The organism is Bacillus sp. FSL R9-9530, assembly GCF_038008145.1.
GTDB classification, from domain to species: Bacteria; Bacillota; Bacilli; order Bacillales; family Bacillaceae_G; genus Bacillus_A; species Bacillus_A mycoides.
On record NZ_JBBOYO010000001.1, the window covers coordinates 2,485,715 to 2,512,616 of the forward strand.

Here is a 26,902-nt window from a genome sequence, read left to right on the forward strand (position 1 = left end):
TGATCATGGATACACTCTTGATACTGACCGTTTTAGTAGTCATTTGCGCTTTAGCTTTTGACTTTATCAATGGATTTCACGATACAGCAAACGCTATTGCAACGGCTGTTTCAACGAAAGCTCTAAAGCCTAGACATGCAATTGTTATGGCAGCTATTATGAACTTTTTAGGTGCGATGACATTTACAGGTGTAGCAAAAACGATTACAAAAGATATTGTTGACCCGTTTGCTTTGCAAAATGGTTCTCTTGTAATTTTAGCTGCTTTGCTTGCGGCAATAGTCTGGAATTTGATCACTTGGTACTATGGCATTCCAAGTAGTTCTTCGCATGCAATCATTGGCGCAATCGCTGGTGCAGCAATTGCTGCTGCTGGTATTAGCTCATTAAACTATAAAGGGTTTATAAAAATTCTTGAAGCTTTAATCATTTCACCGATCATCGCTTTTGTTATTGGTTACATCGTATATAGTATTTTTAAAGTGGTATTTAAAAACTTTAACTTAACGAAAACGAACAAGAACTTCCGTATATTCCAGATTTTCACCGCTGCATTACAAGCTTATACGCACGGTACGAATGATGCACAAAAAGCAATGGGAATCATTACGATGGCTCTTATGGCCAATAACTATCATACTTCTGGCGATATCCCTTTCTGGGTACAATTATCTTGTGCAATCGCAATGGGTCTTGGTACTTCTGTCGGTGGTTGGAAAATTATTAAAACTGTCGGTGGACAAATTATGAAAATTCGTCCTGTAAATGGTGTAGCTGCCGATTTATCATCATCACTTGTTATTTTCGGCGCAACATTTATTCACTTACCGGTTAGTACGACGCACGTTATCTCTTCTTCTATTTTAGGGGTTGGTGCTTCACATCGCGTGAAAGGTGTAAAATGGGGAACTGCAAAACGCATGTTAATTACATGGGTTATTACACTTCCTATTTCAGCTTCTTTAGCTGCATTATTTTACTACTTATTACACTTAATCTTTTAATCAAAAGTCGTCTTCCTTATTTTTCTAGGAAGACGACTTTTTTGTGAACAAGCCTATTTCTTATTAAAAAGCGTGTATAATGATTGATGGATAAGTTATATAGAGGAGTTGGCAATTTTGGAATACATCATGTTACTTTTCATCGGATTAATCGCCGGGACAGTCGGGAGCCTAGTCGGACTTGGAGGCGGAATTATTATCGTTCCGTTATTAATTGGTTTACACAGTTTATCACCACAACTCGCAGTAGGAACTTCTATGGTAACAGTCGTTTTTACAGGGCTGGCTTCTACCCTTACTTATATGAAACATAAACGGGTAGATTATAAAAGTGGACTTATTTTATTTATCGGGAGTGGCCCTGGTGGTATTATCGGATCATGGGCAAACAAATTTTTAAACCAAGATACATTTTCTTTATACTTTGGGATTTTTCTTATATTCGTCTCCATTCTTCTTATACTACGAGACAAATTGAAACCTCTTTCCCTATCAAATATGACTGTAATTAAGCGATCTTTTACAGATAACAAAGGAAATACTGTAGACTATCAATTTCCACCATTTCACGCTATCTTTATTGCCTTTATAGTTGGATTTATATCCGGATTATTTGGAATCGGTGGTGGTGCCTTACTTGTGCCAGCGATGATGCTCCTTTTTGCGTTCCCAGCACACATTGCTGTAGCAACTTCAATGTTTATCGTATTTCTCTCAGCAATTGTAAGCTCTTTAACTCACATCTCTCTAGGAAATGTCAGCTGGGCTTATGCATTAATTCTTATTCCTGGTGCATGGATTGGCGGAAAAATCGGGGCTTATATTAACACAAAATTAAGCGGTAATGCAGTAATTAATTTATTACGTATCACATTAATTATTCTTGGAACTAGATTAATCATTACTTCATTTTTATAACGCGTTCTTTCTAGAATGCGTTTTTTCTTATACACATGAATATAAAAAGGCTCCTAGGAGAACAAATAAAACTAAACAAACACTTAATAGCATAAAATTTGAAATATGTAATTTCTTCAAGTTGATCACTCCTATAGCTATGACTGTTATCTTTATGATAGCGAAAAAACAGTTATCTTACAGTTACAAAGCGCTAACAATGCAAAATCATTTATTACAAATTTTATCCTTATATTTCATTTCTTTGTACAATCTATCGATTCAATAAAAAAAGATGTCATATTGACATCTTTTTAGTGAAGAAGTGACCATCCCATAAAGTCTTCATGTACTTGGCACGCCCTCTTATCGTTTCGATCATATAATTCAGCATAACTATCTGTTTCTTCATCATAAGCCATCGTATAAATAATTTGGCCGTCTATTTCAACGGATAAAACGACTCCACCTTTCATCTCTTCCACATGAATGATAGCATTCGCCGGAATTCTCATATCCGTCATCTTCATCGCATCTAACAATATACTAAACCCCCTACAGCGTATTCATTGCTAGTACTATTACACACTAAATAGTATACTACTGTAATAGCATACATTTCGTCAATGAAATTGCTGTTTAAAAAGCATATTGTCTTTATACATATACGCTAAAATATAAGAAATAGAAATGTTTTAATGGGGGGCTAACATTGATTCTACATAAGGGAGATGTATTATTCCGTCAAGGTGAGGACGGTCCATTATATTTTATAAAAACAGGTTTATTAAAAGTGATTCGGTTAGAAGAAGACGGAACACCATTTTTATTTAATATTATCGTTCCTGGTGAAACGATACCTCACCATTCTTTAATTTCACCGAAGGAATATCACGGTACAGCTATCGCTTTAATGAAAACAGAAGTCGAGCCTATAATTAGCAATGAATGGTACGACAAACTTCAGGCAAATCCTGCATCATATGAAAATATCGCTATACAATTACAATCGAAGTTAAGAATGATGCAACAGCGTATCGATCAATTGACAACTGTCTCTCCTAAAGAGCGCCTTCATCGTTTACAAGAGTGGTTCACCTTATATTTAGGTGACATCCCTATTTATGAAATATTAACACAAACTGAAATTGGTCAGCTCATAGGTGTACGCCGCGAAACAGTTAATCGCTTATTAAGAGAACAAGCAAAAAACGAGGTAAAATAATACCTCGTTTTTTGCTTGGCAACATTAATCTATTGTAAGCTTGCTGCGGGACCGAAAAATTCATAATGAATGTTCTCTTGTTTAACACCCAAATCAATTAATGCAGCATTTATATGTTTCATAAATGGTACTGGACCGCAAAAATAAAATTCTGCTTCAGTTGTTGGAATAATAGTTTGTAACCATTCACGTTCAATGAATCCTTCTTGATCAAAATTCTTCATTTCCACATCTTGCTCTGTCGGTGAAGAATAGCAAGTATATGCTTTAACTTGTTCATACTCTTTTTCTACTGTCTCAACATGCTCTTTCATCGCATGTGTATTACTATTTATCGCCGCATGAACAAAGCATACATTACGCTTTGATTCTTGTTCAATTAACGTATTTAACATACTCATCATCGGTGTAATACCTACTCCACCACTAATTAGTACAACAGGTAATGTTGACTCCATATTTAATACGAAATCTCCCGCTGGTGCACTTACTGGTAAGACATCCCCTTCCCCTACATGATCATGTAAGTAATTAGATACTTTACCATCTGGTGTATCTACACCTTTTTCTTTCTTTACACTAATACGATAATATTCTTTTCCTGGAGCATCAGACAAGCTATATTGACGATTATGTGTATATGTCTCACCTTTAATATTTATTTGAATCGTTACATATTGTCCTGGGATGAATGAAGAAACTTTCCCGCCATCTTCAGGCTTTAAATAAAATGATGTAACAACGTCGCTTTCCTTCACTTTTTTAACAATCACAAAGTTGCGGAAATCTTTCCATCCACCTTCTTTATGTGCAGCTTCTTCATACATACCCGCTTCAATGCTAATGAATGCATCAGCAATGACGCCATACGCTTCTCCCCATGCATTTAAAACTTCATCAGGTGCGCCTGCGACCTCTTTAATCGCTCGTAGTAAGCATGTACCTACTATTGGGTAATGCTCTGCTTTAATACCTAAACTTCTATGCTTATGACCGATTTGTTTTACAACTGGAATAATAGCTTCTAAATTATCAATGTACATTGCAGCTGCATAAACAGCATTTGCTAATGCTTGTTGTTGTCTTCCTTTTTTCTGGTTCGTATGGTTGAAAATATTCAATAACTCCGGATGCTCCGAAAATAAAATTTGATAAAATCTCGTTGTAATCTCAACGCCTTTTTCTTGTAATAACGGTACTGTTGACTTTACGATTTCAATTGTTTTTGCACTTAACATTGTATCCCACTCCTCTATTTCCTTAACTGTTTTTAGTTTAACTGAATTGTATAATACATATTGTGATTTTAATCACTATTAACATGGTGTTTTTGTGAAAAATATATGAACAATGCACATATTAAGTGAATTTTAATTAGCCATCATTAATAGTGCTCAAAAAAAAGCTAACTAGAATTCTAGCTAGCCTACTACTTCGTTTGTATTGCTTGTTCAATTACTCTTATATTCTGCCCATCTCCAAACTCGGTATACCCCCATACATTCGTCTCACCTTTATATTTATTTACAAGTATATCCAAGTCATGATATACGCGATGAGCATAGATTACATACTCCATATTCTGAAGCTCCACACCTTTTTTTACAATTTCATAACTTCTATTCACATCGCGTTTTATTTTTTCATTTTTTATTTCTTTATGTATATTTTTTAAAGAGGCTTCTTGCTCTTGAAACCATTGTTTAAAATGTTTCCAATCCCCATCTGTATATTTCTCTGCCTTGCCATAATTCAAGAAATTATTATAACTTTCATGTGTCGTACGAACAAAATCGAGTGTCTTCTTCTTCTCTTGCACCTCTTCTATTTGTGCTACTGTATTTACTCCAGCAGAGTGATTCGCATAATATAATAGTACTTTCATAAGACTATAGCTCGCTATTGCCATCACAGTAATAGTTACCAATACACTTAACAATTTCTTCATATACAGAACCCCTTTTCTACTATGAATATTACAATGTACTGTTACACTTGTAACATTCTCTCGTAGAAATGTAATTCCTGTTTAAATCCTCCTTTTCATTTCGACACTATTTTTCTACAAACTTCTCCTTGGTAAATGCTCTTGTAAAACAACATAACCTTCATAAGCTGTATAACCGAGTATAGCCATTAATCCGATATAACAAGCAAATACTGTCCATTTCGTTTTCGTATCGACTTTATAATAATTTTCTTGTTGTTCCTTTTCTGTTTCCCATTCATTTAATTTTCTTTCTGACATTTCAAATGCTTCTCTTATATGAATTGTATGCATTTCTTTTTCATCTTCATATGGGATATAATCAAGTGGCTCAAATTTTGGTAAAAGGTACTCTAGCACTTCAATCTTTTGAAGTTCTCCTGTTTTTAATTCTTTTTCACGTTCTCTTTGTCTTAATACATTCATTTCATGGTGAATCATATAAATCGTTCGATGCACCGCACCAGTTTCTTTTAATTCCTCTTCAAGCCTAGCAGCATATTCTTTCATTCCATCGATTTTATATCCTAATTCCTTAATCGGCTCATCTCTCTTTATTACTCTATATAGTTCCATACAGCCGATAATAAAAATAAATCCTCCTAAAATACTTTTGAAGTAAATAGAATAGCCGAGTAGTAAAACTAGCCCTGCTCCCCAAATTTTCGTGCTTACAACTGAAATTATTCGTCCACCATCTAATGGAGAAACTGGAATTAAGTTAAAGAAATTAATCATACTTCCAAGTAAAATAATAAGCGCCCAAAACGGCTCTTTCGTGATTATATACAGTGGGATCGCGGGTAAAAATGAAAGCAACCCGAAAAGAGGTCCCATATATGCAATGTAAGCTTCATCTTTTGCATTTTTCGGCATCTCTTTCATCCCAATAAGAGCTCCCATAAATGGTATGAAGATTGCTGGCGATGTTGGTATCCCTTTCTTTCTCGCTGCCCATAAATGCCCCATCTCATGTACAAACAATAAATATACGAGTGCTATCCCAAACTTCCAACCATATATGACTGCGTATGCACCAAGCGATAAAAACATACTAAATACTGTTGAAAATTTTGCTAACTTAAAAATTGCAAATACCCATTTTAACTTAGATAGTAAAAATAACCCTATTGCAACGATAACTCCCCATAATCCTTTTTTATTATTTTTCATATTCCTCTCCTTTATCTCGCTTTATTGAGCAATATACACTCATCAAAACTTATTCTTTTTCTCCATTATGACATATTTTTTTCTATTGTTAGAAATAATGTTTATTCCATCCATTTTTAGCCAAAAATAAAAATAAAAGGAGGTAAATACAAATGAAATTACAATCTCTTATGATAGGCGCTCTATCGTTTTTAGCTTCAACTCTTATTTTTTATACCGTCAGCTACGTATTATTATTAGATTGGTTGCCAAATCACTTATTTATAGCCCTTATTATTCTTTCTGCTCTTATGATTTCCTTTCTAATCACACGAAAATCAATGAATGAGCCATCTGCAAAAGCAAAATAATAGAGGGGATCTTTCCCCTCTATTATCATTTCCATATAGACTTTATGATCCTTACTGCCCGCTATTTACGAGCAGTAAGAATCCCACCTCAAAATTTGGCTGGAGCAAAGAATTTAGGTAGGAGTCGTGCTAATAATCAGCGGGGGATGCCCCCACTGATTAAAATTTCACTTTATCTTTGTAAATTCATTTTTTCACCATACTCTTTAACAATTTGAATAATGTTTTGAAATGCTCCTACTTTTTCTTTCTTACTATTTAATATTTGTAAATCGTGATTATCATAATAGGTTTCTAGTGATTTTAATTGTGATTCTGAAGCATCTTTTATCGGAACAGTAACATTCAACTCATACTGTTTATACCCTTCCTTTACTTTTTCAGCTGAAATTATTTCACTCTCTTTTGCGCCAATTAATTTTTGGACCTTTTCTGGGAAAATTAATTGCAAATAATATTCTTGTTCCTTTGCTAACTTATTATATAGTGATTGTGAAATCGTATAACGTACTGTATAATTCATTTTTTGATCACCTGCTTTAATATGAAACGCAGTAATCTGCATGTCTTTTTTTGTTACTTCCGTTAAAGTACCTACCTGCATCTCATCTTCTTTTTGTTCTGGAATCTTTGGAAAGATAGCCAAAAGCTTTTCCGTATCTTTTTCGTTAAGCATATACATATCTTTCTTATATTGAATCCATCCTCGGCGATCTTCTCCTCTTAACCATGCATAATATGTTTCTTTTTTTCCATCACTACTAATTTGTATTTCATATTCCGGTTCACCAAAACTACCCGTTACTTCTTGTTTTTCCGCTTTGTTTATAATATCCACCACCAACTCCGCATCCATTTTCTTTAAATTTTTTTCTTCTTTACCTTTTTGCATAACAGTTACTTGTAATGGTTCTCTCATTTCATTCACTGTCTCCTCTACTTGTTTCGGTTCTTTCTTTTGCTCGGATTGACCACACGACGCGAGTAAAATAACACATAAAAACATTAAATATTTCCCTTTCAAATCGATTCTCCTTTTCCTATAAGAAATTCTTATAATCCTCATGCATAAAACAAAAACGTTACATTATATAAAATGAGCTATACTATAAACTGAAGGGAGGATTTTACAATGTCCATTAATTTTCATGATGCAAATAATAAGTATACGTATGCAAATCGTAACGCACATATTTCATGGCAGGAAACAATAAACAATATTGTAGATGTGCAAAATAAACAAGTAATTGATATAGGTTGTGGTGGCGGCATTTACACGAAAGAACTTGCTCTTATGGGAGCCAAAAGTGTTGTTGGGCTTGATTTTTCAAAAGAAATATTACAAGCTGCAAAAGAAAATTGTAATGCCTTCCCAAACATTTCATTCATTCACGGTGATGCACATAATATCTCATTCCCTAATGAAACATTCGACCTTGTCATTTCTCGTGCAGTCATTCATCATTTGCATGATATTCCCACATTTATACGAGAGGCTTCTCGTATATTAAAAAAAGACGGTCTACTTATTTTACAAGACCGGACCATTGAAGATTGTATAATCCCAGGAAGTCCTGAACACCTTCGTGGATATTTTTTCTCGGTCTTTCCAAAACTCATTGAAACAGAAGCGCAAAGAAGACCAAAAACCACTACTATACAGCAATTATTACAAAAATATCCTCTTCAAGCGCTCCCCATTCAAACACAATGGGAAGTACGAAAAGTACATGATTCTGTAGAGGCTTTGCTACAAGATTTATCTCCTCGAACAGGCCGATCCATTCTATATGAACTAACAGATAATGAAATTTCTCAACTTCTACATCATATCCAAACGGCATTACAAAACGTCTCTCCTATCATCGAAAGAGATCGTTGGACAATTTGGAGCGCGAAAAAATTGTAAGGAAGGAAGCCTCACAAAATAATGTGAGGCTTCCTTCTTTCATAATCTAATTTTGCAACACTCTTGATATCCTCCACTCCTGGCCTGTGCACTTCCACACTTCGGACATACTAAATATCTAGACTGATTTGTCAACAAACTACCTTTTTGAAAGAGTAAAACTTCTGCTTGTTTAAACGAACGCGAATAATATAACCACATAAAACCAATTATAGCAATAATGCCAAATAATACTCCCATCGCAAGCATTTCAGTCACCTCTTTTGGTTTGTTCTTTCCAGCAAGTGGATTGTTGTATTATTCTCTGCAAATTCAAACAATTCCTTCCTTACTCCTATAAATATCGATTTTCTCCATAAACTTTACAATTCTCTATAATGTTTTACAGCATTTTTACAAATAGTATTAACCCTTATATTCTCAGCTATATTTCTACAGGAAAATGTATTTCTCAAAAAATATGTTGACTTTCTAAAAAAAACATGTAAAAATGTTGTCAGAATACTTGAATAAAAATTCATTGACGAGAACGAGTATGTTATAGAGCTGTTCCCCAGAGAGTTGGTATTTTGCTGAAAGCCAACGCTCAGTTCGTAACCGAAAATCATCTCCGAGAAGTAGAACCGAATGCTAAAGTAAGTTCTTACCGGTCGTCCCCCGTTACAAGGAACACGTATCATGTTGTACGTTGTAAAGCCGTATACATATAGATATATTTCTACATGTATAAATTAGGGTGGTATCGCGGGTAAATATAACTCGTCCCTTTCTTAAGGGGCGAGTTTTTTGTGTTCTTACAATTAATTTACAAAAAAGGAGAAAAAAAACAATGAACACTGTATCAAAAAAACATGTTTTTTTCACAGGTCTTATGCTATTTTCTTTATTTTTTGGAGCAGGAAATTTAATTTTCCCTCCAATGCTTGGACAAAATGCTGGTGAAAACTTTTGGCCAGCAATGATTGGTTTTTTACTAACAGGAGTCGGCTTACCACTACTTACTGTTATCGCTATTTCTCTATCAGGAAATGGAATGCAACAACTTGCAAGTCATGTACACCCATTATTCGGAATATTCTTTACGGTAGTTGTATACATTGCAATCGGTCCATCTATGGGCATCCCACGTGTTGCTAATGTCGCTTATGAAATGGGAATTAGTTCTTTCTTACCAGAAACTATTCGCTCTAGCAGCCTAGTGCTATTTTTATACACAGTCATCTTCTTTGCTATCGTATTTTGGCTTAGTTTAAACCCTTCTAAGCTCGTCGATCGTATCGGAAGTGTATTAACACCTATTTTATTACTCTCTATTTTTTTATTATTCGTTAAGAGTGTATTTACACCCCTCGGGCAATCTGGACCAGCAATGCAAGAGTATCAAACTTCTCCAATTTTCAAAGGTTTTATGGAAGGATACTTAACGATGGATACCATTTCAGCACTTGCATTTGGGATTATCGTTGTAAATGCAATTCGCTCAAAAGGTGTGAGTGATCGTAAATCAATTGCCATCGCAACAGCAAAAGCAGGACTTATTGCCGCTACTGGTCTCGTACTTGTATATGGTGCACTTGGCTGGCTCGGTACAACTAGTGTCTCTCTCGGATACGCAACAAACGGCGGACAGCTACTTACCGTTATCGTACAACAATTACTCGGTCCATATGGTCTAATTCTATTATCTCTTATCGTTACACTCGCTTGCTTAACAACATGTATTGGACTTGTATCTGCATGCAGTCAATACTTCTCAACATTATTAACGAAATTTTCATACACAACGTTAGCAAGTGTCATTTGCACATTAGGATTATTAGTTGCCAACTTAGGTTTAACAAAAATTATCGCAATCTCTGTTCCTATTTTACTTGTTGTATATCCAATTGCGATTGTACTCGTATTACTATCATTACTTCATAAATATTTCGGTGGATATCGTTCTGTTTATGTAGGTGCGTTAATTGGATCTGCAGTTGTGAGCGTATTTGATGGATTAAAACAAGGGAATATTCCTGTTTCATCTATCACATCTTATTTCGAGTTTATTCCATTATATAATGAAGGAATTGGCTGGTTAGTACCAGCATTAGTTGGGGCTATTATCGGTTTTGCTATCGCAAAATTAAGTGGCGCCAAAGCAGTACCATTAACGGATCATTCACCTGAATCGAAAGTATCATAAAAAAACTCCCATTTCGGGAGTTTTTTACATTTGATAAGAAGTATGATTAAAGCTACTTACTTTATAAGCCTTCGTATAGTAATCAATATTCGTATCCACTGTTTCTACTTTTACAACATCATAGCAATCTTCTTGCTTCACTAGAAATAAATAATATTCTTCTGTCGCCTCAATAATTGCAATACGATTTGTTTCAATATCATATTGTTCACAAAGTGCTTGCAACGCATTCACATAGTTACCTAATTTTTTCGTTTCATCCATTCCAAATATCGTTTGAACTAACATACACTCTCTCCCCTTTGTATGTACTGTTAACACCTTAATGATAACGCTTACATAAATAACCGTCAATAAAAAGCTTTGACCATATATAGTCAAAGCTTCCTTCTTATTTCGTCAATTGGTGTCTAAACGCATAAATAACCGCCTGTGTCCGGTCACTTACATTTAGCTTATTTAATATATTACTCACATGTGTCTTTACTGTTTTAAGGGCAATAAACAACTCATCTGCAATCTCTTGATTACTTTTCCCCTCTGCAATTAATAACAAAATTTCAGACTCTCTTTCTGTTAACTCCTCATGCAAAGGTTGTTCTTTCTTCTGACGCATACGAGACATCATTTTTCCAGTAACTTTCGGCTCTAATACCGTTTCCCCATCATAAGTAGCTCTTACAGCATCTGCAATATCACTCGCTCTTGATGTTTTTAATAAATAACTTGTCGCCCCCGCCTCAATAACAGGATATAACTTTTCATCATCTAAAAAGCTCGTGACAACTACAATTTTCGCTTCTGGCCATTCTTGAATAATAGCACGTGTCGCTTCAACCCCATCCATCTCATCCATAACAAGGTCCATTAAAATAATATCCGGTCTTAATTGCAAAGCTAACTCTGAACCTTTTCTTCCATTTTCAGCTTCTCCAACTACTTCAATATCTGGCTGCGTTGATAAATATGCTGATACACCCATTCGAACCATTTCATGATCATCAACTAGTAATACTTTTATCATGATTCTCCCCCTCTCTCAATCATAATAGGTACTTTCACTTCTATTTGCGTACCTTTATTCGGAAAACTAAGAACTTTTAATGTACCACCAATTTCATGAACTCGCTCTTGCATTGACCTTAAACCGTATGAACCAGCCTTATTAACACCAACTTTAAACCCAACACCGTCATCAATAATTTTCAAAATCGCATATTGATCAATTTTCCGAAGGCGTACTTCGGTTTTCTTTGCCTTCGCATGCCGTAAAGTATTAGACAACGCCTCTTGTACAATACGGAATAAATGATCCTCTACACCTTTTTTTAATTGAATCGGTTCAATTAACCATTCAATTTTCATATGTTGCTTTCTAGACAGTTCTGTTAATAATTCTTCTATACCCTCTGTTAGTTTCTTACCTTCTAACTGCACTGGGCGTAAATGAAGGAGCAATGCTCTCATTTCTGATTGTGCATTTACAACCATATTCTCAACAAGCTGCAACTGTTTTTTCGTCGTGTCTGGAATTTCAGCTGCTTGCTCATTAATGGCTGACATCATCATCGACATTGCAAAAAGCTGCTGACTTACAGAATCATGTAGCTCTCTCGCTAATCGATGCCTTTCTTGAGAAATCGCTTCTTGTCTCATCTCTTCATTCCAATGGGCTCGTTCATTCGTTACTTTTTGAAATAGCCCAGCTTGCTCCTCTAAGCGACGAGCAAGACCAATTACTTTTCGTTCCACTTCATGAAATTCATCGTCCGCAGTAAATGAAACATCACTCGGAAAATTCCCTCGCTCTACTTCAAATAGAAAAGTATTTAATCCTTGTATACGCTGTTCTATATAATAACCGATTGCATATCCTACAATTCCTCCGATAAGAAGACTCGTACTCATAATAAACAAGCCAATTGGAACAGAAGCAATGGATTCTTTCCAGAGTAAATCATAAACTTGTTGCTCGCTTTTCCATACATATACAATTGTACAAATAAGTGCGATACTCACAGAGGACAACATAGAATAACGAATATACATCCACGAAATATTCCTTTGTTTTTTCATTATACTTTCCTCACTTCCGTATCGCCTACGACAAGCGAAGAAATAATTTTAATACGACGAGGGGCTTCTTTATACTGTTCTGTTCTAAACGTAACATTACGGTTAAATCCAGTTTCTTCGTGTCCTGGCAGGAGCACTCGCCCAACAATAACAGAATGATTTAAAGACAATTCAATATCATATGGTACATATAAGCGAATATTACCAATGACGCCCCGAATCACAATAACCGTTTCTCCCTCTGGAATCATAGCAGTTGTTAAATCAATCTCGACGTCACAAGCACCATATTGGACGTTAATATCCTCTATTTCATAAATATGATCCATCATTCGTACATTACCTACAAACATATTTTTTATATACGGTTCTGTACGATATATTTGTTTTTCTTCATTTATATATCCCTTTTCTTTAATTTCAACTTTCATTGCTTTTTGCCGATGTCCTTGTTGAATAAGTTGATAACCAATTAAAGCTAAACAAGCAAACACAACAAGTACGAATGCCGCTGATGAAAATAAGAAGAATAAGAAGACAATACCACCGACAAATAAAAATACATTCCCTCTTACATAACGGTTCTTCTTTCGATAATGTCTTCCAAACATAATCATAATAAATGCAAATATTAGACCACCTGGTTCAAAATGTCCAAGTATCATATCAAGAAAAAGACCGAATCCAAATATGATGAGGAGCATCCCCATAAATTGTGTTTTTGAAAATTGCTTCTTCATTTCAGCTCCCCCCTCCTTGTCACATATACATAGAAGAAAAGGCATTGCTTTCCAACACCTTTTCTCCTATCACTATATCATAAGCCTGTTTTATTATATACTACAATTATTTTGTTACTTCTTTCGTTAACGATACTTCATTTTTCTCTTTTATTTCACTCTCTAGTTTTGCAATTTTCATATCAAATGTATCACGCTCATGCTCTTCATTTATACGAAGCTCTATGTCACGAATGTGATCCTCAATTTCTTCGAATCGTAAGAACGGATTATTTTCATCCATTTTATGCATAGCAGTATTCATACGGCGGTTTGCATGCGCCATATTTTCACGTGCCATTAATTCCATACGCTTTGCGTTCATTTCTTTTAATTTATTTTTCATTTCTGAAAGACGACGCTCTAACTCATCAATTTGCTCTACAACACCAGCATACATTTCTTCTAAGCGAGTTACTTGCCCTTCATAATACGCTACTTCTTCTAATGCACGTTCATGCAATTGCAATTCGCCTGCTTCTTGTGCGATGATAGCTTGCTTTGATCTTTTATTAACGAAATAACGTGCTTGCTCAAGCTCACGAGCGAAGTTAGATTTTAATGTTTTATGACGCTGAATTAACTTCTCAATTTTTGTTATTTCACGCTCACTATCTCGTAAATATTGGTTTAACATAGCAATTGGATTTTTTCTTTCTTTCTCATCTAACACATTATGAAAATCAGCTAAAATTGCATCGCGTACACGTCCGAATAAAGATTGTTTCATTATAATCTTCCTCTCTTCTACTTTATAATTTGATTTATTTTATATTAGTTTTTCATTAACTTGTTCCACTCATCTTCAAAGTTGCTATATGGTTTAGCACTTTCTGGAGCAGAATCAACAACTACATTTTTTCCTTTTTTCCACTCACGGTATCCGTAGTATAAAACTACTAATGCTGCGATACCGATTAATGCTGGGGAATGAGAAAGTGCAATGGACAAACCGATTAAACCAACAATACCCCAAGCTAACTTTCCAAAGAATGATTTAGCTCGCACAAATGATTTATAGCTCCAGTACACAACTCCTGCTCCAATGGCGAATCCTACAATACCAGCAAGACTACCAAGAGCAATTAAAGCCAAAATACCGGCTGCGATAAACGCTAGAAATTGTTTCATCTTGTGCTTGCCTCCCTTCGATTTGATACTCTTATCTTAACTATTTTTTCATTTTTTCATAACGAGCTTAAGAACCGTTTTTAACTCAGACTTAAGACTGAGTTAAATTCAGCCTTTTGCAAAACGAACATGGATGCGATGCGTATAGATACAGAAAAATTCTTATTCAATAACGGATGCAAATCTCAACTTGCTCGTCCAAAAAATTAGCAATACATACAAACGTTTATTAAATTACATTAAATATATTATTAAGAAAATTATGTTAAAATAAATCAGAAGGCTACATTTAAATTAAAGGGGATATATCATGAATTTACACATTACGAAAGAAATCAATACCGCCGCTAAAAACTATATAAACAATCAGCTTTATGAATATAATTTAAAGCACTTTCCATCTGATTTAAGAGACAGATACTTAGAGATTCATTTATTTCTTAAAGATGAAAATGGTAAAATATGCGGGGGAATATTAGGTGAAGTCTGTTGGAATTGGTTAGAGATTCACTCTTTTATCATCGATGAAGATATACGTGCATTAGGGTATGGAACTAAACTGTTATTAGAAGTAGAAAAAATCGCTTCAGAAAGAAATTGTGATTTTATAAAAGTTGACACTTTAAGCTTTCAAGCATTAGATTTCTATAAAAAATATGGTTATAAAGAGTATGGTATCCTCGATAATGTAGGAAGAGATTATAAACACTACTATTTGAAAAAGGATTTATAAATAATAAAAAACGCTCAGAGAATGTTCTCCGAGCGTTTTCAACTGCTAATAATAAATGTCTCTTTATGTTATGCAGTTTTATGATACTCTTTTTTTTCCGCCACTTTAGAAAATCTCGGGAAACCAATTAATATAGAAATGATTCCACATACTCCAACTAAAATTGGATAAAATGCATATGGTAACAATTCGACCGGAGATAACGCAGCAAATCCTGCCGCTGTTAACATTTGAGCACCATATGGGATTAACCCCTGTACACAGCAAGAGAAAAGATCCAGTACACTCGCTGATTTACGGGGATCAATTTCATACTGATCCGCAATTTTTTTCGCAAGCGGACCTGTAAAAATGATAGAGATTGTATTGTTTGCTGTACACACATTCGTCATACTCACTAAGCCAGCAATACCAAACTCCGCTCCTTTTTTCGAACGAATATTACGTGTTAAAAGATTCATTAAATATTGAATGCCACCATTATACTGGATAAGTTCAACCATACCACCGATTAAAATGGCAAGTAACACTAACTCCATCATACCGCCCATTCCAGTCGTTACACTTTTAAAGAAACTCTCTAACGTATAACTTCCATCTATAAGACCGATAACACCAGATAGTACAGTTCCACCAGTTAATACAATAAGTACATTCCAGCCAAGTAGTGCTGTAACAAGTACACCTGCATATGGTAAAATCTTCACCCAATCAAATGTATGAGCTTTAATTTCTGTATCATTACCTAAAGTAATCATTACTAATAGTACAATTGTAATGATTGCAGCTGGCAATACAATTAAAAAATTCGTTTTAAACTTATCTTTCATTTCTGTTCCTTGCGAACGAACAGCAGCAATTGTCGTATCAGAAATAAATGATAAATTATCGCCAAACATCGCTCCGCCCACAACAGTAGCCATCGTAAGTGCAATTGAGATATCTGTTTGCCCACTAATACCTACAGCAATCGGTGCTAATGCAGCAATTGTTCCCATTGAAGTTCCCATCGCTAATGAAATAAATGCCCCTATAACAAAAATTCCAGCAACGATAAATCCTTGGGGTAAAATAGATAACGCTAAGTTAACAGTGGAATCAACTCCGCCCATTCCTTTTGCTGTTTCAGAAAACGCCCCTGCAAGTACAAAAATCAGAACCATGATCATAATATCAGGGTTTCCTGCACCTTTAGCAAATCGTTCTACTTTCACATTAAAGTTTTCCTTACGATTCATCACTAAAGCAATTCCTACAGCAATCATAATCGCTACGAGTATCGGCAATTTATAGAAATCACCTGTAATAATCCCAGAACCAATAAATAGCGCCAAAAATATTCCAAGTGGTAATAAAGCTAAACCATTTCCTCTCGTTTCTTTCAAAGTATCATCTCTCCCTAGTTTTCAACCTTTTCTAATTAACAACAAAAGACCTCTTCCGACGAGAAGAGGTCTTATACATCTATAAGAAACACTCTTCTCATTTTTCAAGCACACGCTTGCTGGATTTGGCACAGCACTCTGAAATCGAGTCCGCTGCCGAGGCATCGTAGGGCCAGTCCCTCCGCCTCTCTTTATAAGAAGGTTTCATATTTATTTTTTAATAATAATTTCTTTCCTAACTTTACTCGCTTACAAAACAAAAGTCAATTATTTTTTGTATAGATTTTTTTGGTAATTATGCAAAAATATGAATAAACCAATCATTTTAACTTTTCGATTTCTTTATCCAATATTGAGATCCAATAAAATTTTCTATTTTTTATCGTCGCGATAATCCATTTTGTTGTATTCCATGCTAACTCATATTCTTCTTTTGTAACATCACCAATTTTATAGGCATCCTCTAACTCGTCTTCATCCAGTACATAGATCTCACCGTTCGGTAACAATACTACATCTAAATATAAATCATCAAAATAAGGTAAACCACGCTCGTCTATTTTATATTCTTTCGTCACGTCGATATAATATTGTACTAATTGTTTTTGATTGTCTAACATAGCTGTAATTGCAAAGTTTTCCCCGTTTATAAAATATTGCATCCATGTATACCCATCACCTGCAATGCAAAGCTGTTTACCATTGTATTCTTTATAACTAGATTCTCTCACTTTTTTTATGTCCAGTATTCCTAACATTCCATCCTCTACTTGCTTAACCCTATAATCCTTCTCTATTAGTCGCTTCCACGAAGAACCGTCACCATATTTACGTTTCATTACGTCCGCTCCTCTTCTATATATAGAAAAGCCCCCACATATTATGTGAGAGCTTGTTCATATTATAATTAAGCTGCTTGACCCTTTTCAGATATCTCTTTTAAATAGGCTTGTCCTTTTTCAGCGTCATATTGACCTTCCCACTTAGACATAACTACAGCCGCTAAAGAGTTACCTACAACGTTAACTGCTGTACGAGCCATATCAAGAATACGGTCAATACCTGCAATAAACGCTAAACCTTCAGCTGGAATACCTACTGTACCAAGTGTTGCTAATAATACAACGAATGATACGCCCGGTACACCCGCGATACCTTTTGATGTAACCATTAATACAAGTAATAACGTAATTTGTTGTGTAATGGATAATTCAATACCGTACATTTGCGCTAAGAAAATTGCCGCAATTGCTTGATATAAAGTTGATCCATCTAAGTTAAATGAATAACCCGTTGGAATAACGAAAGATGTAATTGCTTTCGGACAACCGAATTTCTCCATTTTCTCCATAATTTTCGGTAAAACCGTTTCTGAACTTGCTGTAGAGTACGCTAAGATCAGCTCGTCTTTTAAAATTTTAAAGAATTGGAAAATGTTAATACCGAATATTTTCGCTGTAAGTCCTAATACAACTACAACGAAGAAGATCATTGCTCCGTATACTACAATGAGTAATTTTCCTAATGGAATTAATGAAGCTAATCCGAATGTAGAAACTGTAACACCAATTAATGCGAATACACCAAATGGTGCAAACTTCATAACTTGGTTCGTTACATAAAACATTGCATCTGCTACACCTTGGAAAAATTGTAGAACTGGTTTGCCACGCTCACCAATTGCTGCTACACCTAAACCAAATAATACTGAGAAGAAGATAATAGCAAGCATATCACCTTCAGCTAATGATTTCATAATGTTCGTCGGAACAATATTTACAAACGTATCTGCGAACGAATGACTTTGTACTTGCTCTGTCGTATGTGTATATTTAGAAATATCTGTTTTTGTTAACTTATCCATATCAACGCCTTTTCCAGGTTGGAAAATGTTTGCTATTAATAGACCGACAGCAATTGCAATCGTTGTAATAATTTCAAAGTAAATAATTGTTTTTCCGCCTAGTCGACCTAACTTTTTAATATCGCCAACACCAGCAACCCCAACAACAATACTCGCTACAACAATCGGTACAACAATCATCTTAATTAATCGGATGAAAATATCACCAATTGGTTGTAAGTACTTCACCACTTCCTGATTGCCAAAGAAAATCGCCCCAACTGCAATACCAAGCGCAAGTCCTATTAAAATTTGCCATGCAAGTCCTATTCTTTTCATACTTGTGGTAACCCCCTCTTCGATGTGTCACTCTATCTCTCATTCTATCTCTATAAAACTTGAAATTAAGAGTATTACATATTATTCGACAATTCACTACATTTTGTCCCTGTTGAAAATCATAAATCAAAATTTAAAATCTGACAACAAAATAAGTTTGCACGAATGCAAATAATTTTCTTGACAAAAACAAACTTCATGTCAGAAAACCTCACATGAAATCGATTCCTTACTAGTGATTGATAGGTTTTTAAAATACTGTTTCATTACGGATAATCCCATTATTTTCCATGTTTTTTTAAAAAAAATATAGAAATTGATATCTTTTTCTATACATTCAAGAATTTTAAATTTATGACAAACACTACGAAAAGATACTAAATTCCGACAAAACTTAGCAAAATTATAAAATTTTCTTTACATTATGATTACAACGATAGACACTCTTCTTCTTATGATATATAACATTCATAGGGAAAGGAGCAAGACAACCATGAAAAAGAAATTTGCAGCATTTAGTGTTTTAGCAGCTGGAACGATTTTCGTTTCCCCGTTACTTTCACCCGTATACGCTGAAACGAATGAGAATAAATTATCTAATATTCAATCCGAATTAGAAGGCAAACAAAATGACTTACAAAATAAATCAGCTGAGAAAGAACAAATAGAAAAAGAAATCCAGGAATTACAAAAGAAAATCGACGAATTAACTACTTCTATTAATAAAAACGAAGCTGAATTAAACGATACAAAAAAAGAAATTAGCAACACACAGCAAGTTATTACTGAAAAAAAGAAACATATAGAGCAATTACAAACGAACATAGATACACGGCAGGAAGTTATTAAACAACGACTACAATCTATGCAAGAAAAGCCTCGTACGAGTATCATTACAGAAGTAATAACAAGATCTGCAAATATTGCCGATCTTGTTGATAATATGTATTCTGTAAGTTTAATTTTAAATAACGATACAGATATTGTGAAAAAACAAACAAGCGATCAAAATGCTGTGACGACAGAAAAAGAGGCTGTTGAGAAAAAAGAGCAACAACTGAAAGCATCTGAGCAAAAATTAGAACAAAAACAGCAAGAATTACAAAGTAACCAACAACAGCAACAAACTTTTATTAACGATCTACATACGAAAGTAGCAAAAGTAGATTCAGAGATTGAAGGGTTAGAAGAATCAAAAGGCATTTTAGAAAACCAGCGTCAAGCTGTTCAAAAAGCAATTGAAGAAGAAAAACGTGCAGAAGAAGCGCGTAAAGCTGAAGAGGCACGTAAGGCTGAGGAAGCAAAAAAACAGGTAGCCGCTTCTGCTAAAGAAAGCACACAATCCGCACCAACACCGCAAGATACGAACAAAGGTGGATTTATTAAACCTGCCGCTGGATCGAAAACTTCAGGATTTGGTACACGTTCTTTAGATAACCATAAAGGAATCGATATCGCAGCTTCAGGAACAGTGCCAATCGTAGCTGCTGCAGATGGCGTCGTTATCCGTTCAGAATTATCATCTAGTTACGGAAATGTTGTATACTTATCTCACCGTATAAACGGAAAAACATATACAACTGTATATGCACATATGAGTAGCCGTTCTGTATCTAATGGACAAACTGTAAAACAAGGCACTCAACTTGGATTTATGGGGAACACTGGCCAATCATACGGACAACATTTACACTTCGAACTTCACCTTGGGGAATGGAATGTCGGTAAGACAAACGCAGTTGATCCATCTCCTTATATCGGATTATAAAAAACTCGGTGCATACCGAGTTTTTTTTACTACTTCACACTTTTTAGGCGTTTTACATAAACTACAACTAAATGCCTATATTTTGCGGGGGGATAAATATGAATACACAATTACAAGAAGAAATAGAAGAAGCTAGAGAAACATACATTGGCCGGCTATTTACATTCGGCGGCTCAGCGTTATTTTTAATTGGATCATTTATCGCAGTTGTCACAGCTTATAAAGCATATAATCGCTTATTAAATACTTCTACAACACAATAAAAAGACGGAGAATCCACATCTCCGTCTTTTTATTATGCAAACATTTTAAATACACCTATCGCATTTAAAAATACGATAATTACAGTTACCGGAATAACATAACGAAGCAAGAAGAACCAAATATTAAACAATGTTTTCCCTTTCGTTTCCGTAACTTCTAATTCTTTCATTAATAGCTCTTTACTCATTTTATTTGGTACGAATAGCGAAATGGCTAGTACTCCGAGTGGCAGTAATACATTACTTACCGAAAAATCGACGAAATCAAAGAATGTCTTACCAAATATTTTTACATCACTCATAATTCCAAACGATAACGCTGATGGAATTCCAACTGCAAAAATAAGAATACCAATTAATAACGAAGCCGATGGACGCTTCTTCTCATTATCTTTCGCAACAGATGCTACTACAATTTCAAGCATTGAAATCGCAGATGTTAAAGTCGCAAAGAAGAATAAAACTAAAAACATAATGAAGAAAAATTGTCCAAATGGAATTTTTGCAAAGACAGCAGGAAGAACGATAAACAGTAGTCCTGGTCCTTCTGTCGGTTTAACTCCTAATGCGAAAATCGCTGGAAAAATCGCTAATCCTGCAAGTACTGTAATAAATACAGTTAAACTTACAATAGATGTTGCTGATTTAGCTAAATGCTCTTCTTTCTTTAAATACGAACTATACGTTACCATTACCGAGGCACCTACCGTTAGTGAGAAGAAAGATTGTCCCATCGCATATAAAATCGTATCTGCTGTAAGCTTTGAAAAATCTGGTTTTAAGAAGAACTCTACCCCAGCCATAGCACCATCAAGTGTTAACGCACGAATAATGATAGCAATAAATAAAATGAATAATAACGGCATCATGTACTTACTTGCTTTTTCTATGCCTTTTTCCACACCTTTACTAACAACAAAAATGGTACAAAGCATAAAGATGAATTGCGCCCCAATCGCACTTACTGGATTTGAAATTGTTTCAGCAAACAATTGTCCATAATCGACTACTCCGTTCCAGAAACTACCTGTGACACTATAGTATAAATAAAGTAAAATCCATCCACCTACAACACTATAAAAAGATAGTACGCTAAAACAAGTAACAACCCCCATACGACCAATCCAAGGATATAACTTGCTATTCGGTACTAATACTTTATAAGCTGTAACGGCCTCTTTTTGAGTACTACGGCCAATAACAAATTCAGCTAAAAGAAGAGGCATACCAATAAATAAAGTTAATAGTAAGAATACAAGGAAGAATGCGCCTCCTCCACCATTACCTGCAACATATGGAAACTTCCATATTGCACCAAGACCTACTGCGGCTCCGGCTGCTGCGAGTACAAAGCCAATTTTCGACGTCCATTGCTGTGTTTCTTTCATCATAAATTCTCCTTTTCTGAATATTATAACTTTTATTAATTATACACTTTCATTTCATACTCGCACACCTCCTTTAGAAAATAAAAAAGTCCCCTACACGCAAATATGCATGTAGAGGACGATATATGTAATAGAATACCGTGGTACCACCTCAATTGGATCAATAAATCCCACTTGTTCAGGTACAGGAAAATTCCGATACCCTATCCTTTTAACGGCGGAACCCGGGTTGCCTACTGCAATGTTCAGCATACCTCTCGCAAGCCCATTCTGTATATTTTATCGTACCGGGCTCACACCTTACCCCAGCTCTCTAAACGCATCAAATATACGTACTCTTCTTGCTCATCGATTTCATCTTTTGAAGTTACTTGTGATTATAAATTATATTTTTATATTTGTAAAGCACAATTCACTCACTATCCTATATAAATTCCCCTCTCTAATTCTTGTAAAAAAAGCTCTCTTTTTTGTTCACTTTGAACATATATCGACTTTAATACTTCTTGTAACAATATATTTTTTTGCCTTTTCTCTACTTGTAATTCTTTCACTTTTAGTCTAACTTCATATAAAAAATCAAGATACGATTCATACTTCTCATCATATTTATTTGCGATATCATCACGAATCTTTTTTGCAAGTTTCGGACTTGCCCCTCCAGTAGAAACAGCTACATTAAGTAGTCCACGATGAATTGCCGCCGGAAAATGAACATTTCCACTTTCCGGATTCGTAATAACATTTACCAATTGATTCACTGCGGCATCTTCAGCAATTTGTTCATTTAGTACCGAATCACTAGTCGCTGCAACTACTAAAAAAGCATCTTTAATATCACTTTTCTCATACTCTCTTTGATACCAACGAATTTGCTTTTCTTCTACAAGCTTCACTAAATTTGCATCTAATTCTGTACTTACTACAACAATATCCGCACCTTGTTTTAGTAAAGGAATAATTTTAAACCCCGCTACTTTCCCTCCACCAATGACAACAACACGTTTCTTATCAACTCGCACTGTAAGTGGATACATATTGATCTCCCTTCAATATTTCCTCTGTATTCTGAATTAACATCTCTCGAAACGCTACATTCTTTCCTAAATAGGGACTTATTTTTATCTCTTCCGACTCATATTGACGCACTTCTTTCTCAACATGTTTCATGAGTAAGCCTGTAAATAATAAGTAAGGTAACACAACAATGTTCCGTTCTTTTTGTTCTACAATTTCTTTCAACCTCTCATCAAACTTCGGCTCTGCGGCTGCTAAATAACAAACTTCCACCTCTTTAATGTTCTCTTCTTTTTGAAATAAAGAAGAAATCCACTTTATGTCTTGTAAAGTTTCCGGATCACTACTCCCTCTTGCAACGAGCAAAAGTGTTACTTCTTCCTTATAGTCTTTAATACCACTTCCGTTATATACCGCTTTTACAAGCACTTCTGATACACCAAATGGATTACCATACACTATTTTGATATCCGGATATTCCTCGTTTAACTTTCGTAATTCAAGCGGAATATCTTTCTTTACATGTCCTGCCGCTAATAAAAAAACAGGAATAGCGACAATCTCTGTAGCACCACGCTTCACACATGTACGAAATCCTTCTTCAATAGAAGGATTCGCTAGCTCTAAAAAACAAATTTCTTGAATATTTGCCTCTACACGGTTCATACATGACGTAATAAATGCAACCGCTTCTTCTTTTGCTGCTTTCAAACGGCTTCCATGACATATATATATAACAGCCTTCATTTTACAATACTCCGCTTACTTGATATGCATTTTCCGTTTGTTTCTCAAACCAATGTATCTTTTCTCTAAAACGGACAACTTCTCCAATAACAATCATACTCGGATTTTGAATTCGTTCTTTTTTGGCAACATCTACAATTGTTCCTAACGTCGCTGTAACAGTACGCTGCATAGATGTCGTTCCCCACTCAATGATAGCGGCAGGTGTACTTTGATCTTTTCCATGTTTTATTAGTTGTTCACATATGTAAGGTAAATTACTAACCCCCATATAGACCGCTAATGTATCTACACCTTTCGCTAAACTTTCCCACTTCACTTCCTCTTCAGCCCCTTCTTTCCGGTGCCCTGTCACAACAGCAAAACTTGCACTTGCATCGCGATGCGTTACTGGAATTCCAGCATAAGCAGGAGCAGCTATACCAGCTGAAATACCAGGAATAATTTCAAATGGGATACTTTGCTTCGCTAACGCTTCAGCTTCTTCTCCACCTCTTCCAAATACAAATGGATCTCCGCCCTTAAGTCTCGTTACAACTTTTCCTTTTTTCGCATATTTAATAAGAAATGTGTTAATTGTCTCTTGCTTCATCGTGTGATAATTTGGGAGTTTCCCGCAATAAATTAAATCCGCTTCAGGCTTTGCATGAGAAAGCAATTCTTTATTTACGAGACGGTCGTACAATATAACATCAGCCTTCTCGATGCATCTCAACCCTTTAACAGTAATTAAATCCGGATCACCAGGACCCGCCCCGACGATATAAACCTTCCCCATAATCTCTCCTCATTTCTACTATAAAATGAAACTTCCACTCTTCATCACGAATGGAAGTTACTATTATTTCGTATTACATGTTCTCTACTCATGAATAACAAATGCCGCCCCTTTTCGAATCTTCTTTTTTTCAAACAAAGAAATCTCTTTCACTTCTGGTAACGGTAAAAAATGTTTTTCAAGCTCAATTTCCGCAAGCTTAAATGCCTGTTCTTCACTCTGAGCAACGACAACAATTGGAACAATACTATTTACTAATACAGCTTCAAATCGATATAAGTCCATATTGCCCCTCCTAAGATGCTATTACTTCTTCTAATACACGATTTAGTACAATTTGTAATTCTTCCACTCCAACACGTCCTACGAAATCATAAAACGTTTCGGCTAGTAATTTATTCTTTTGGAAATAACTTAAAAAGGACACGAGAACATCCGGCAAATCTTCTCCATCTATTTTCCCTTTTAACTTTTCGTTATATGCTCCTCCGTCTAATAGTGTTCCGCCCACATATATTTCAAACGCCTCAACGATTCCCTTTTCCTTCGTTTTCAGTTTTATCCCTTGCAAACCAATATCAGCAATTTGACGTTGACCACATGAGTTCGGGCATCCTACCATATGAATTCGAACTGGAACATCGAGTGCAATTTGTGTATCTAAGTACTCTGCGATTTTGCGTAATCTTTCTTTCGTTTCTACTAACGCAAGATTGCAATACTCAATGCCAGTACATGAAACCGCATGACCGATAAACGATTTCGGATTTGCTGAAATTGCTTCAAACAACGGTTCACTTAATAATCCTGCAACATTTTCTGGCGGAATATTCGGAATAATGAAGTTTTGAGAGTTACAAGTTCGAATTTGCCCGTTTCCATATTTCTTTGCAATTCTTGCAATCTCAAACATTTCCTCTGCGTGTAAACGCCCTACTGGTACATTAAAGCCGACATACTTTAATCCTGCTTGTTTTTGATCTTGAACGCCATAAAAGTATCCTGCATTCCAGCCTTTGAGAGCACTTTCCCCTTTACTTTGCAATGGGCCTGTGTATTCTACTAGTTTCTCTTTAAATTTCTCAGCGCCCCAGTCAGCGACAAGAAATTTCAAACGTGCTAAGTGGCGTTTTTCACGATATCCAAAATCACGGAATATAGTAGCAATTGCAATCGACACTGCCTTCACTTCTTCTGGTAAAACGAATACATCTAATTCTTCCGCTAAGTACGGACGAGCTGATAATCCTCCGCCTATTTTTATATGAAACCCAACCTTTTCCTCACCATTTATTTCTTTCGTAGCAGGTGTAAACGCCACACAGTTAATCTCTGCATTTGCTGAATTATAAATGTTAGAACTAATAGACATTTTGAATTTACGTGGTAGATTAGAAAACTCTTCATTATGTTGGAAGTAATCGTATGTTTCTTTAACAATCGATGTTGTATCAAATAGTTCATTCGCATCAATTCCAGCAAGTGGATTTCCTGTGATATTACGCGTAATATCACCGCATGCCCCCGCTGAAGATAAACCAACTCTAGCTAACCTCTTAAAAATATCCGGAATTTGCCCAATTTCTAACCAATGAAACTGAATCGCCTGTCTTGTCGTAATATCTAACACATCACGCCCATAATCTTCAGCAATGGAAGCCAGCACCTCTGCCTGCGCATTTGTAATAATTCCAGAAGGAATGTTGACACGCATCATAAAATAGCCCGCTTCTTTTGGTCTTTGCAAATACAATCCTGCCCATTTAAAAGCGTCCCACTCTTCTTTCGGAATAGATTCAAATCCATTCTCCGCATAGTAAGGAATATCATTAAAAATTTCTAATCCATCTTTTTCTAATTTCTTTTTCTCGGACGGATTCAATTTTTCATTATTTGCCCATACTTTTTCATAAGTCATTTTTAAT

30 protein-coding genes, 1 riboswitch and 2 other annotated features are annotated in these 26,902 nt (G+C 35.3%); of the genes, 9 read left to right on the forward strand and 21 right to left on the reverse strand.

Annotated elements, in window-relative coordinates; all coding sequences use genetic code 11:
• Positions 1–5: 5 nt before the first annotated feature.
• Positions 6–1,004, forward strand: coding sequence for an inorganic phosphate transporter (locus MKX66_RS12360; RefSeq protein ID WP_002126356.1), 999 nt, complete (start codon positions 6–8; stop codon positions 1,002–1,004).
• A gap of 117 nt (positions 1,005–1,121) precedes the next feature.
• Complete coding sequence (locus MKX66_RS12365) at positions 1,122–1,922, forward strand: sulfite exporter TauE/SafE family protein (RefSeq protein WP_326997683.1); 801 nt, start codon at positions 1,122–1,124, stop codon at positions 1,920–1,922.
• Between the two features lie 293 nt (positions 1,923–2,215).
• Here MKX66_RS12365 and MKX66_RS12370 read toward each other — a convergent pair whose 3' ends face one another.
• The gene (locus MKX66_RS12370) at positions 2,216–2,443 is read right to left on the reverse strand and encodes a hypothetical protein (RefSeq protein WP_000883004.1); all 228 of its coding nucleotides are present in this window, start codon (positions 2,441–2,443) and stop codon (positions 2,216–2,218) included.
• Positions 2,444–2,613: 170 nt separating this feature from the next.
• Here MKX66_RS12370 and MKX66_RS12375 point away from each other — a divergent pair, with 170 nt between their 5' ends.
• Entirely contained in the window at positions 2,614–3,126 is a 513-nt protein-coding gene (locus MKX66_RS12375; RefSeq protein WP_002149445.1) for a Crp/Fnr family transcriptional regulator, read from the forward strand.
• A 29-nt stretch (positions 3,127–3,155) separates the two neighbouring features.
• Here the strand turns inward: MKX66_RS12375 and hmpA are convergent, their stop codons facing one another.
• The 3 genes from hmpA to MKX66_RS12390 form a co-directional block, all read right to left on the reverse strand.
• Entirely contained in the window at positions 3,156–4,364 is a 1,209-nt protein-coding gene (gene hmpA / locus MKX66_RS12380) for an NO-inducible flavohemoprotein (RefSeq protein WP_002193219.1), read from the reverse strand.
• 191 nt (positions 4,365–4,555) lie between these two features.
• Positions 4,556–5,074 carry a hypothetical protein gene (locus MKX66_RS12385; protein WP_341086279.1) on the reverse strand — a complete coding sequence of 173 codons (519 nt, stop codon included), beginning with the start codon at positions 5,072–5,074 and terminating at the stop codon, positions 4,556–4,558.
• Between the two features lie 114 nt (positions 5,075–5,188).
• The gene (locus MKX66_RS12390; protein ID WP_341086280.1) at positions 5,189–6,286 is read right to left on the reverse strand and encodes a site-2 protease family protein; all 1,098 of its coding nucleotides are present in this window, start codon (positions 6,284–6,286) and stop codon (positions 5,189–5,191) included.
• A gap of 152 nt (positions 6,287–6,438) precedes the next feature.
• On the opposite strand from MKX66_RS12390, the gene MKX66_RS12395 reads away from it, so the two are divergent.
• Entirely contained in the window at positions 6,439–6,636 is a 198-nt protein-coding gene (locus tag MKX66_RS12395; RefSeq protein ID WP_000776287.1) for a hypothetical protein, read from the forward strand.
• A gap of 172 nt (positions 6,637–6,808) precedes the next feature.
• On the opposite strand, the gene MKX66_RS12400 is transcribed toward MKX66_RS12395, so the two are convergent.
• Positions 6,809–7,660 carry a hypothetical protein gene (locus tag MKX66_RS12400; protein WP_002011668.1) on the reverse strand — a complete coding sequence of 284 codons (852 nt, stop codon included), beginning with the start codon at positions 7,658–7,660 and terminating at the stop codon, positions 6,809–6,811.
• A 108-nt stretch (positions 7,661–7,768) separates the two neighbouring features.
• Here MKX66_RS12400 and MKX66_RS12405 point away from each other — a divergent pair, with 108 nt between their 5' ends.
• Complete coding sequence (locus tag MKX66_RS12405; RefSeq protein WP_341086284.1) at positions 7,769–8,545, forward strand: class I SAM-dependent methyltransferase; 777 nt, start codon at positions 7,769–7,771, stop codon at positions 8,543–8,545.
• 39 nt (positions 8,546–8,584) lie between these two features.
• On the opposite strand, the gene MKX66_RS12410 is transcribed toward MKX66_RS12405, so the two are convergent.
• Positions 8,585–8,794 (reverse strand): hypothetical protein, encoded by a 210-nt coding sequence (locus tag MKX66_RS12410; RefSeq protein WP_000880630.1) that lies wholly within the window; start codon positions 8,792–8,794, stop codon positions 8,585–8,587.
• A gap of 262 nt (positions 8,795–9,056) precedes the next feature.
• Positions 9,057–9,315, forward strand: a binding site (T-box leader).
• Between the two features lie 59 nt (positions 9,316–9,374).
• On the opposite strand from MKX66_RS12410, the gene brnQ3 reads away from it, so the two are divergent.
• Complete coding sequence (gene brnQ3, locus MKX66_RS12415) at positions 9,375–10,730, forward strand: branched-chain amino acid transport system II carrier protein BrnQ3 (RefSeq protein ID WP_060750571.1); 1,356 nt, start codon at positions 9,375–9,377, stop codon at positions 10,728–10,730.
• A 24-nt stretch (positions 10,731–10,754) separates the two neighbouring features.
• On the opposite strand, the gene MKX66_RS12420 is transcribed toward brnQ3, so the two are convergent.
• The 6 genes from MKX66_RS12420 to MKX66_RS12445 form a co-directional block, all read right to left on the reverse strand.
• Positions 10,755–11,111 carry a DUF3992 domain-containing protein gene (locus tag MKX66_RS12420; RefSeq protein WP_140152433.1) on the reverse strand — a complete coding sequence of 119 codons (357 nt, stop codon included), beginning with the start codon at positions 11,109–11,111 and terminating at the stop codon, positions 10,755–10,757.
• Between the two features lie 10 nt (positions 11,112–11,121).
• On the reverse strand, positions 11,122–11,754 hold the full coding sequence (locus tag MKX66_RS12425) for a response regulator (RefSeq protein ID WP_000598709.1): 633 nt from the start codon (positions 11,752–11,754) through the stop codon (positions 11,122–11,124).
• A complete protein-coding gene (locus MKX66_RS12430) occupies positions 11,751–12,806 on the reverse strand; it encodes a sensor histidine kinase (protein WP_002011673.1) in 1,056 nt (351 codons plus the stop codon). The genes MKX66_RS12425 and MKX66_RS12430 overlap by 4 nt, the downstream gene beginning before the upstream one ends.
• Entirely contained in the window at positions 12,806–13,546 is a 741-nt protein-coding gene (gene liaF, locus MKX66_RS12435) for a cell wall-active antibiotics response protein LiaF (protein WP_002126337.1), read from the reverse strand. Before liaF ends, MKX66_RS12430 begins: the two co-directional genes overlap by 1 nt.
• A gap of 106 nt (positions 13,547–13,652) precedes the next feature.
• Positions 13,653–14,315 carry a PspA/IM30 family protein gene (locus MKX66_RS12440; protein ID WP_326997680.1) on the reverse strand — a complete coding sequence of 221 codons (663 nt, stop codon included), beginning with the start codon at positions 14,313–14,315 and terminating at the stop codon, positions 13,653–13,655.
• Between the two features lie 44 nt (positions 14,316–14,359).
• Positions 14,360–14,716: a lmo0954 family membrane protein gene (locus tag MKX66_RS12445; protein WP_002011676.1), complete on the reverse strand. Its 357-nt coding sequence runs from the start codon at positions 14,714–14,716 to the stop codon at positions 14,360–14,362.
• 310 nt (positions 14,717–15,026) lie between these two features.
• Here MKX66_RS12445 and MKX66_RS12450 point away from each other — a divergent pair, with 310 nt between their 5' ends.
• A complete protein-coding gene (locus MKX66_RS12450; RefSeq protein ID WP_078175633.1) occupies positions 15,027–15,449 on the forward strand; it encodes a GNAT family N-acetyltransferase in 423 nt (140 codons plus the stop codon).
• A gap of 68 nt (positions 15,450–15,517) precedes the next feature.
• Here the strand turns inward: MKX66_RS12450 and MKX66_RS12455 are convergent, their stop codons facing one another.
• From MKX66_RS12455 to gltP, 3 genes are all read right to left on the reverse strand, one after another.
• Positions 15,518–16,834, reverse strand: a complete 1,317-nt coding sequence (locus tag MKX66_RS12455) for a Na+/H+ antiporter NhaC family protein (protein WP_341086289.1) — start codon at positions 16,832–16,834, stop codon at positions 15,518–15,520.
• Between the two features lie 94 nt (positions 16,835–16,928).
• Positions 16,929–17,034, reverse strand: a riboswitch (SAM riboswitch).
• 120 nt (positions 17,035–17,154) lie between these two features.
• On the reverse strand, positions 17,155–17,673 hold the full coding sequence (locus MKX66_RS12460) for a DUF402 domain-containing protein (protein ID WP_341086290.1): 519 nt from the start codon (positions 17,671–17,673) through the stop codon (positions 17,155–17,157).
• 68 nt (positions 17,674–17,741) lie between these two features.
• The gene (gltP, locus tag MKX66_RS12465) at positions 17,742–19,016 is read right to left on the reverse strand and encodes a glutamate/aspartate:proton symporter GltP (protein ID WP_002030692.1); all 1,275 of its coding nucleotides are present in this window, start codon (positions 19,014–19,016) and stop codon (positions 17,742–17,744) included.
• 493 nt (positions 19,017–19,509) lie between these two features.
• Between gltP and MKX66_RS12470 the strand changes: the two genes are divergently transcribed.
• Together MKX66_RS12470 and MKX66_RS12475 are read left to right on the forward strand one after the other, a co-directional pair.
• Positions 19,510–20,784, forward strand: a complete 1,275-nt coding sequence (locus MKX66_RS12470) for a murein hydrolase activator EnvC family protein (RefSeq protein ID WP_341086291.1) — start codon at positions 19,510–19,512, stop codon at positions 20,782–20,784.
• Positions 20,785–20,882: 98 nt separating this feature from the next.
• Positions 20,883–21,047 (forward strand): hypothetical protein, encoded by a 165-nt coding sequence (locus tag MKX66_RS12475; protein WP_003188170.1) that lies wholly within the window; start codon positions 20,883–20,885, stop codon positions 21,045–21,047.
• A gap of 32 nt (positions 21,048–21,079) precedes the next feature.
• Here MKX66_RS12475 and MKX66_RS12480 read toward each other — a convergent pair whose 3' ends face one another.
• The 6 genes from MKX66_RS12480 to MKX66_RS12505 form a co-directional block, all read right to left on the reverse strand.
• Entirely contained in the window at positions 21,080–22,435 is a 1,356-nt protein-coding gene (locus tag MKX66_RS12480) for a sodium-dependent transporter (protein ID WP_002140989.1), read from the reverse strand.
• 111 nt (positions 22,436–22,546) lie between these two features.
• Positions 22,547–22,793 (reverse strand) — a binding site (T-box leader).
• A gap of 61 nt (positions 22,794–22,854) precedes the next feature.
• Positions 22,855–23,472 carry an NAD(P)-binding protein gene (locus MKX66_RS12485; RefSeq protein WP_002166092.1) on the reverse strand — a complete coding sequence of 206 codons (618 nt, stop codon included), beginning with the start codon at positions 23,470–23,472 and terminating at the stop codon, positions 22,855–22,857.
• A complete protein-coding gene (locus MKX66_RS12490) occupies positions 23,447–24,199 on the reverse strand; it encodes a sirohydrochlorin chelatase (protein WP_341086294.1) in 753 nt (250 codons plus the stop codon). Before MKX66_RS12490 ends, MKX66_RS12485 begins: the two co-directional genes overlap by 26 nt.
• Position 24,200: 1 nt before the next feature.
• Positions 24,201–24,977: a uroporphyrinogen-III C-methyltransferase gene (gene cobA / locus MKX66_RS12495; RefSeq protein ID WP_002030683.1), complete on the reverse strand. Its 777-nt coding sequence runs from the start codon at positions 24,975–24,977 to the stop codon at positions 24,201–24,203.
• 84 nt (positions 24,978–25,061) lie between these two features.
• The gene (locus tag MKX66_RS12500) at positions 25,062–25,262 is read right to left on the reverse strand and encodes a DUF3906 family protein (protein ID WP_000366913.1); all 201 of its coding nucleotides are present in this window, start codon (positions 25,260–25,262) and stop codon (positions 25,062–25,064) included.
• 10 nt (positions 25,263–25,272) lie between these two features.
• Positions 25,273–26,895: a nitrite/sulfite reductase gene (locus MKX66_RS12505; protein ID WP_341086295.1), complete on the reverse strand. Its 1,623-nt coding sequence runs from the start codon at positions 26,893–26,895 to the stop codon at positions 25,273–25,275.
• Positions 26,896–26,902 lie beyond the last annotated feature (7 nt).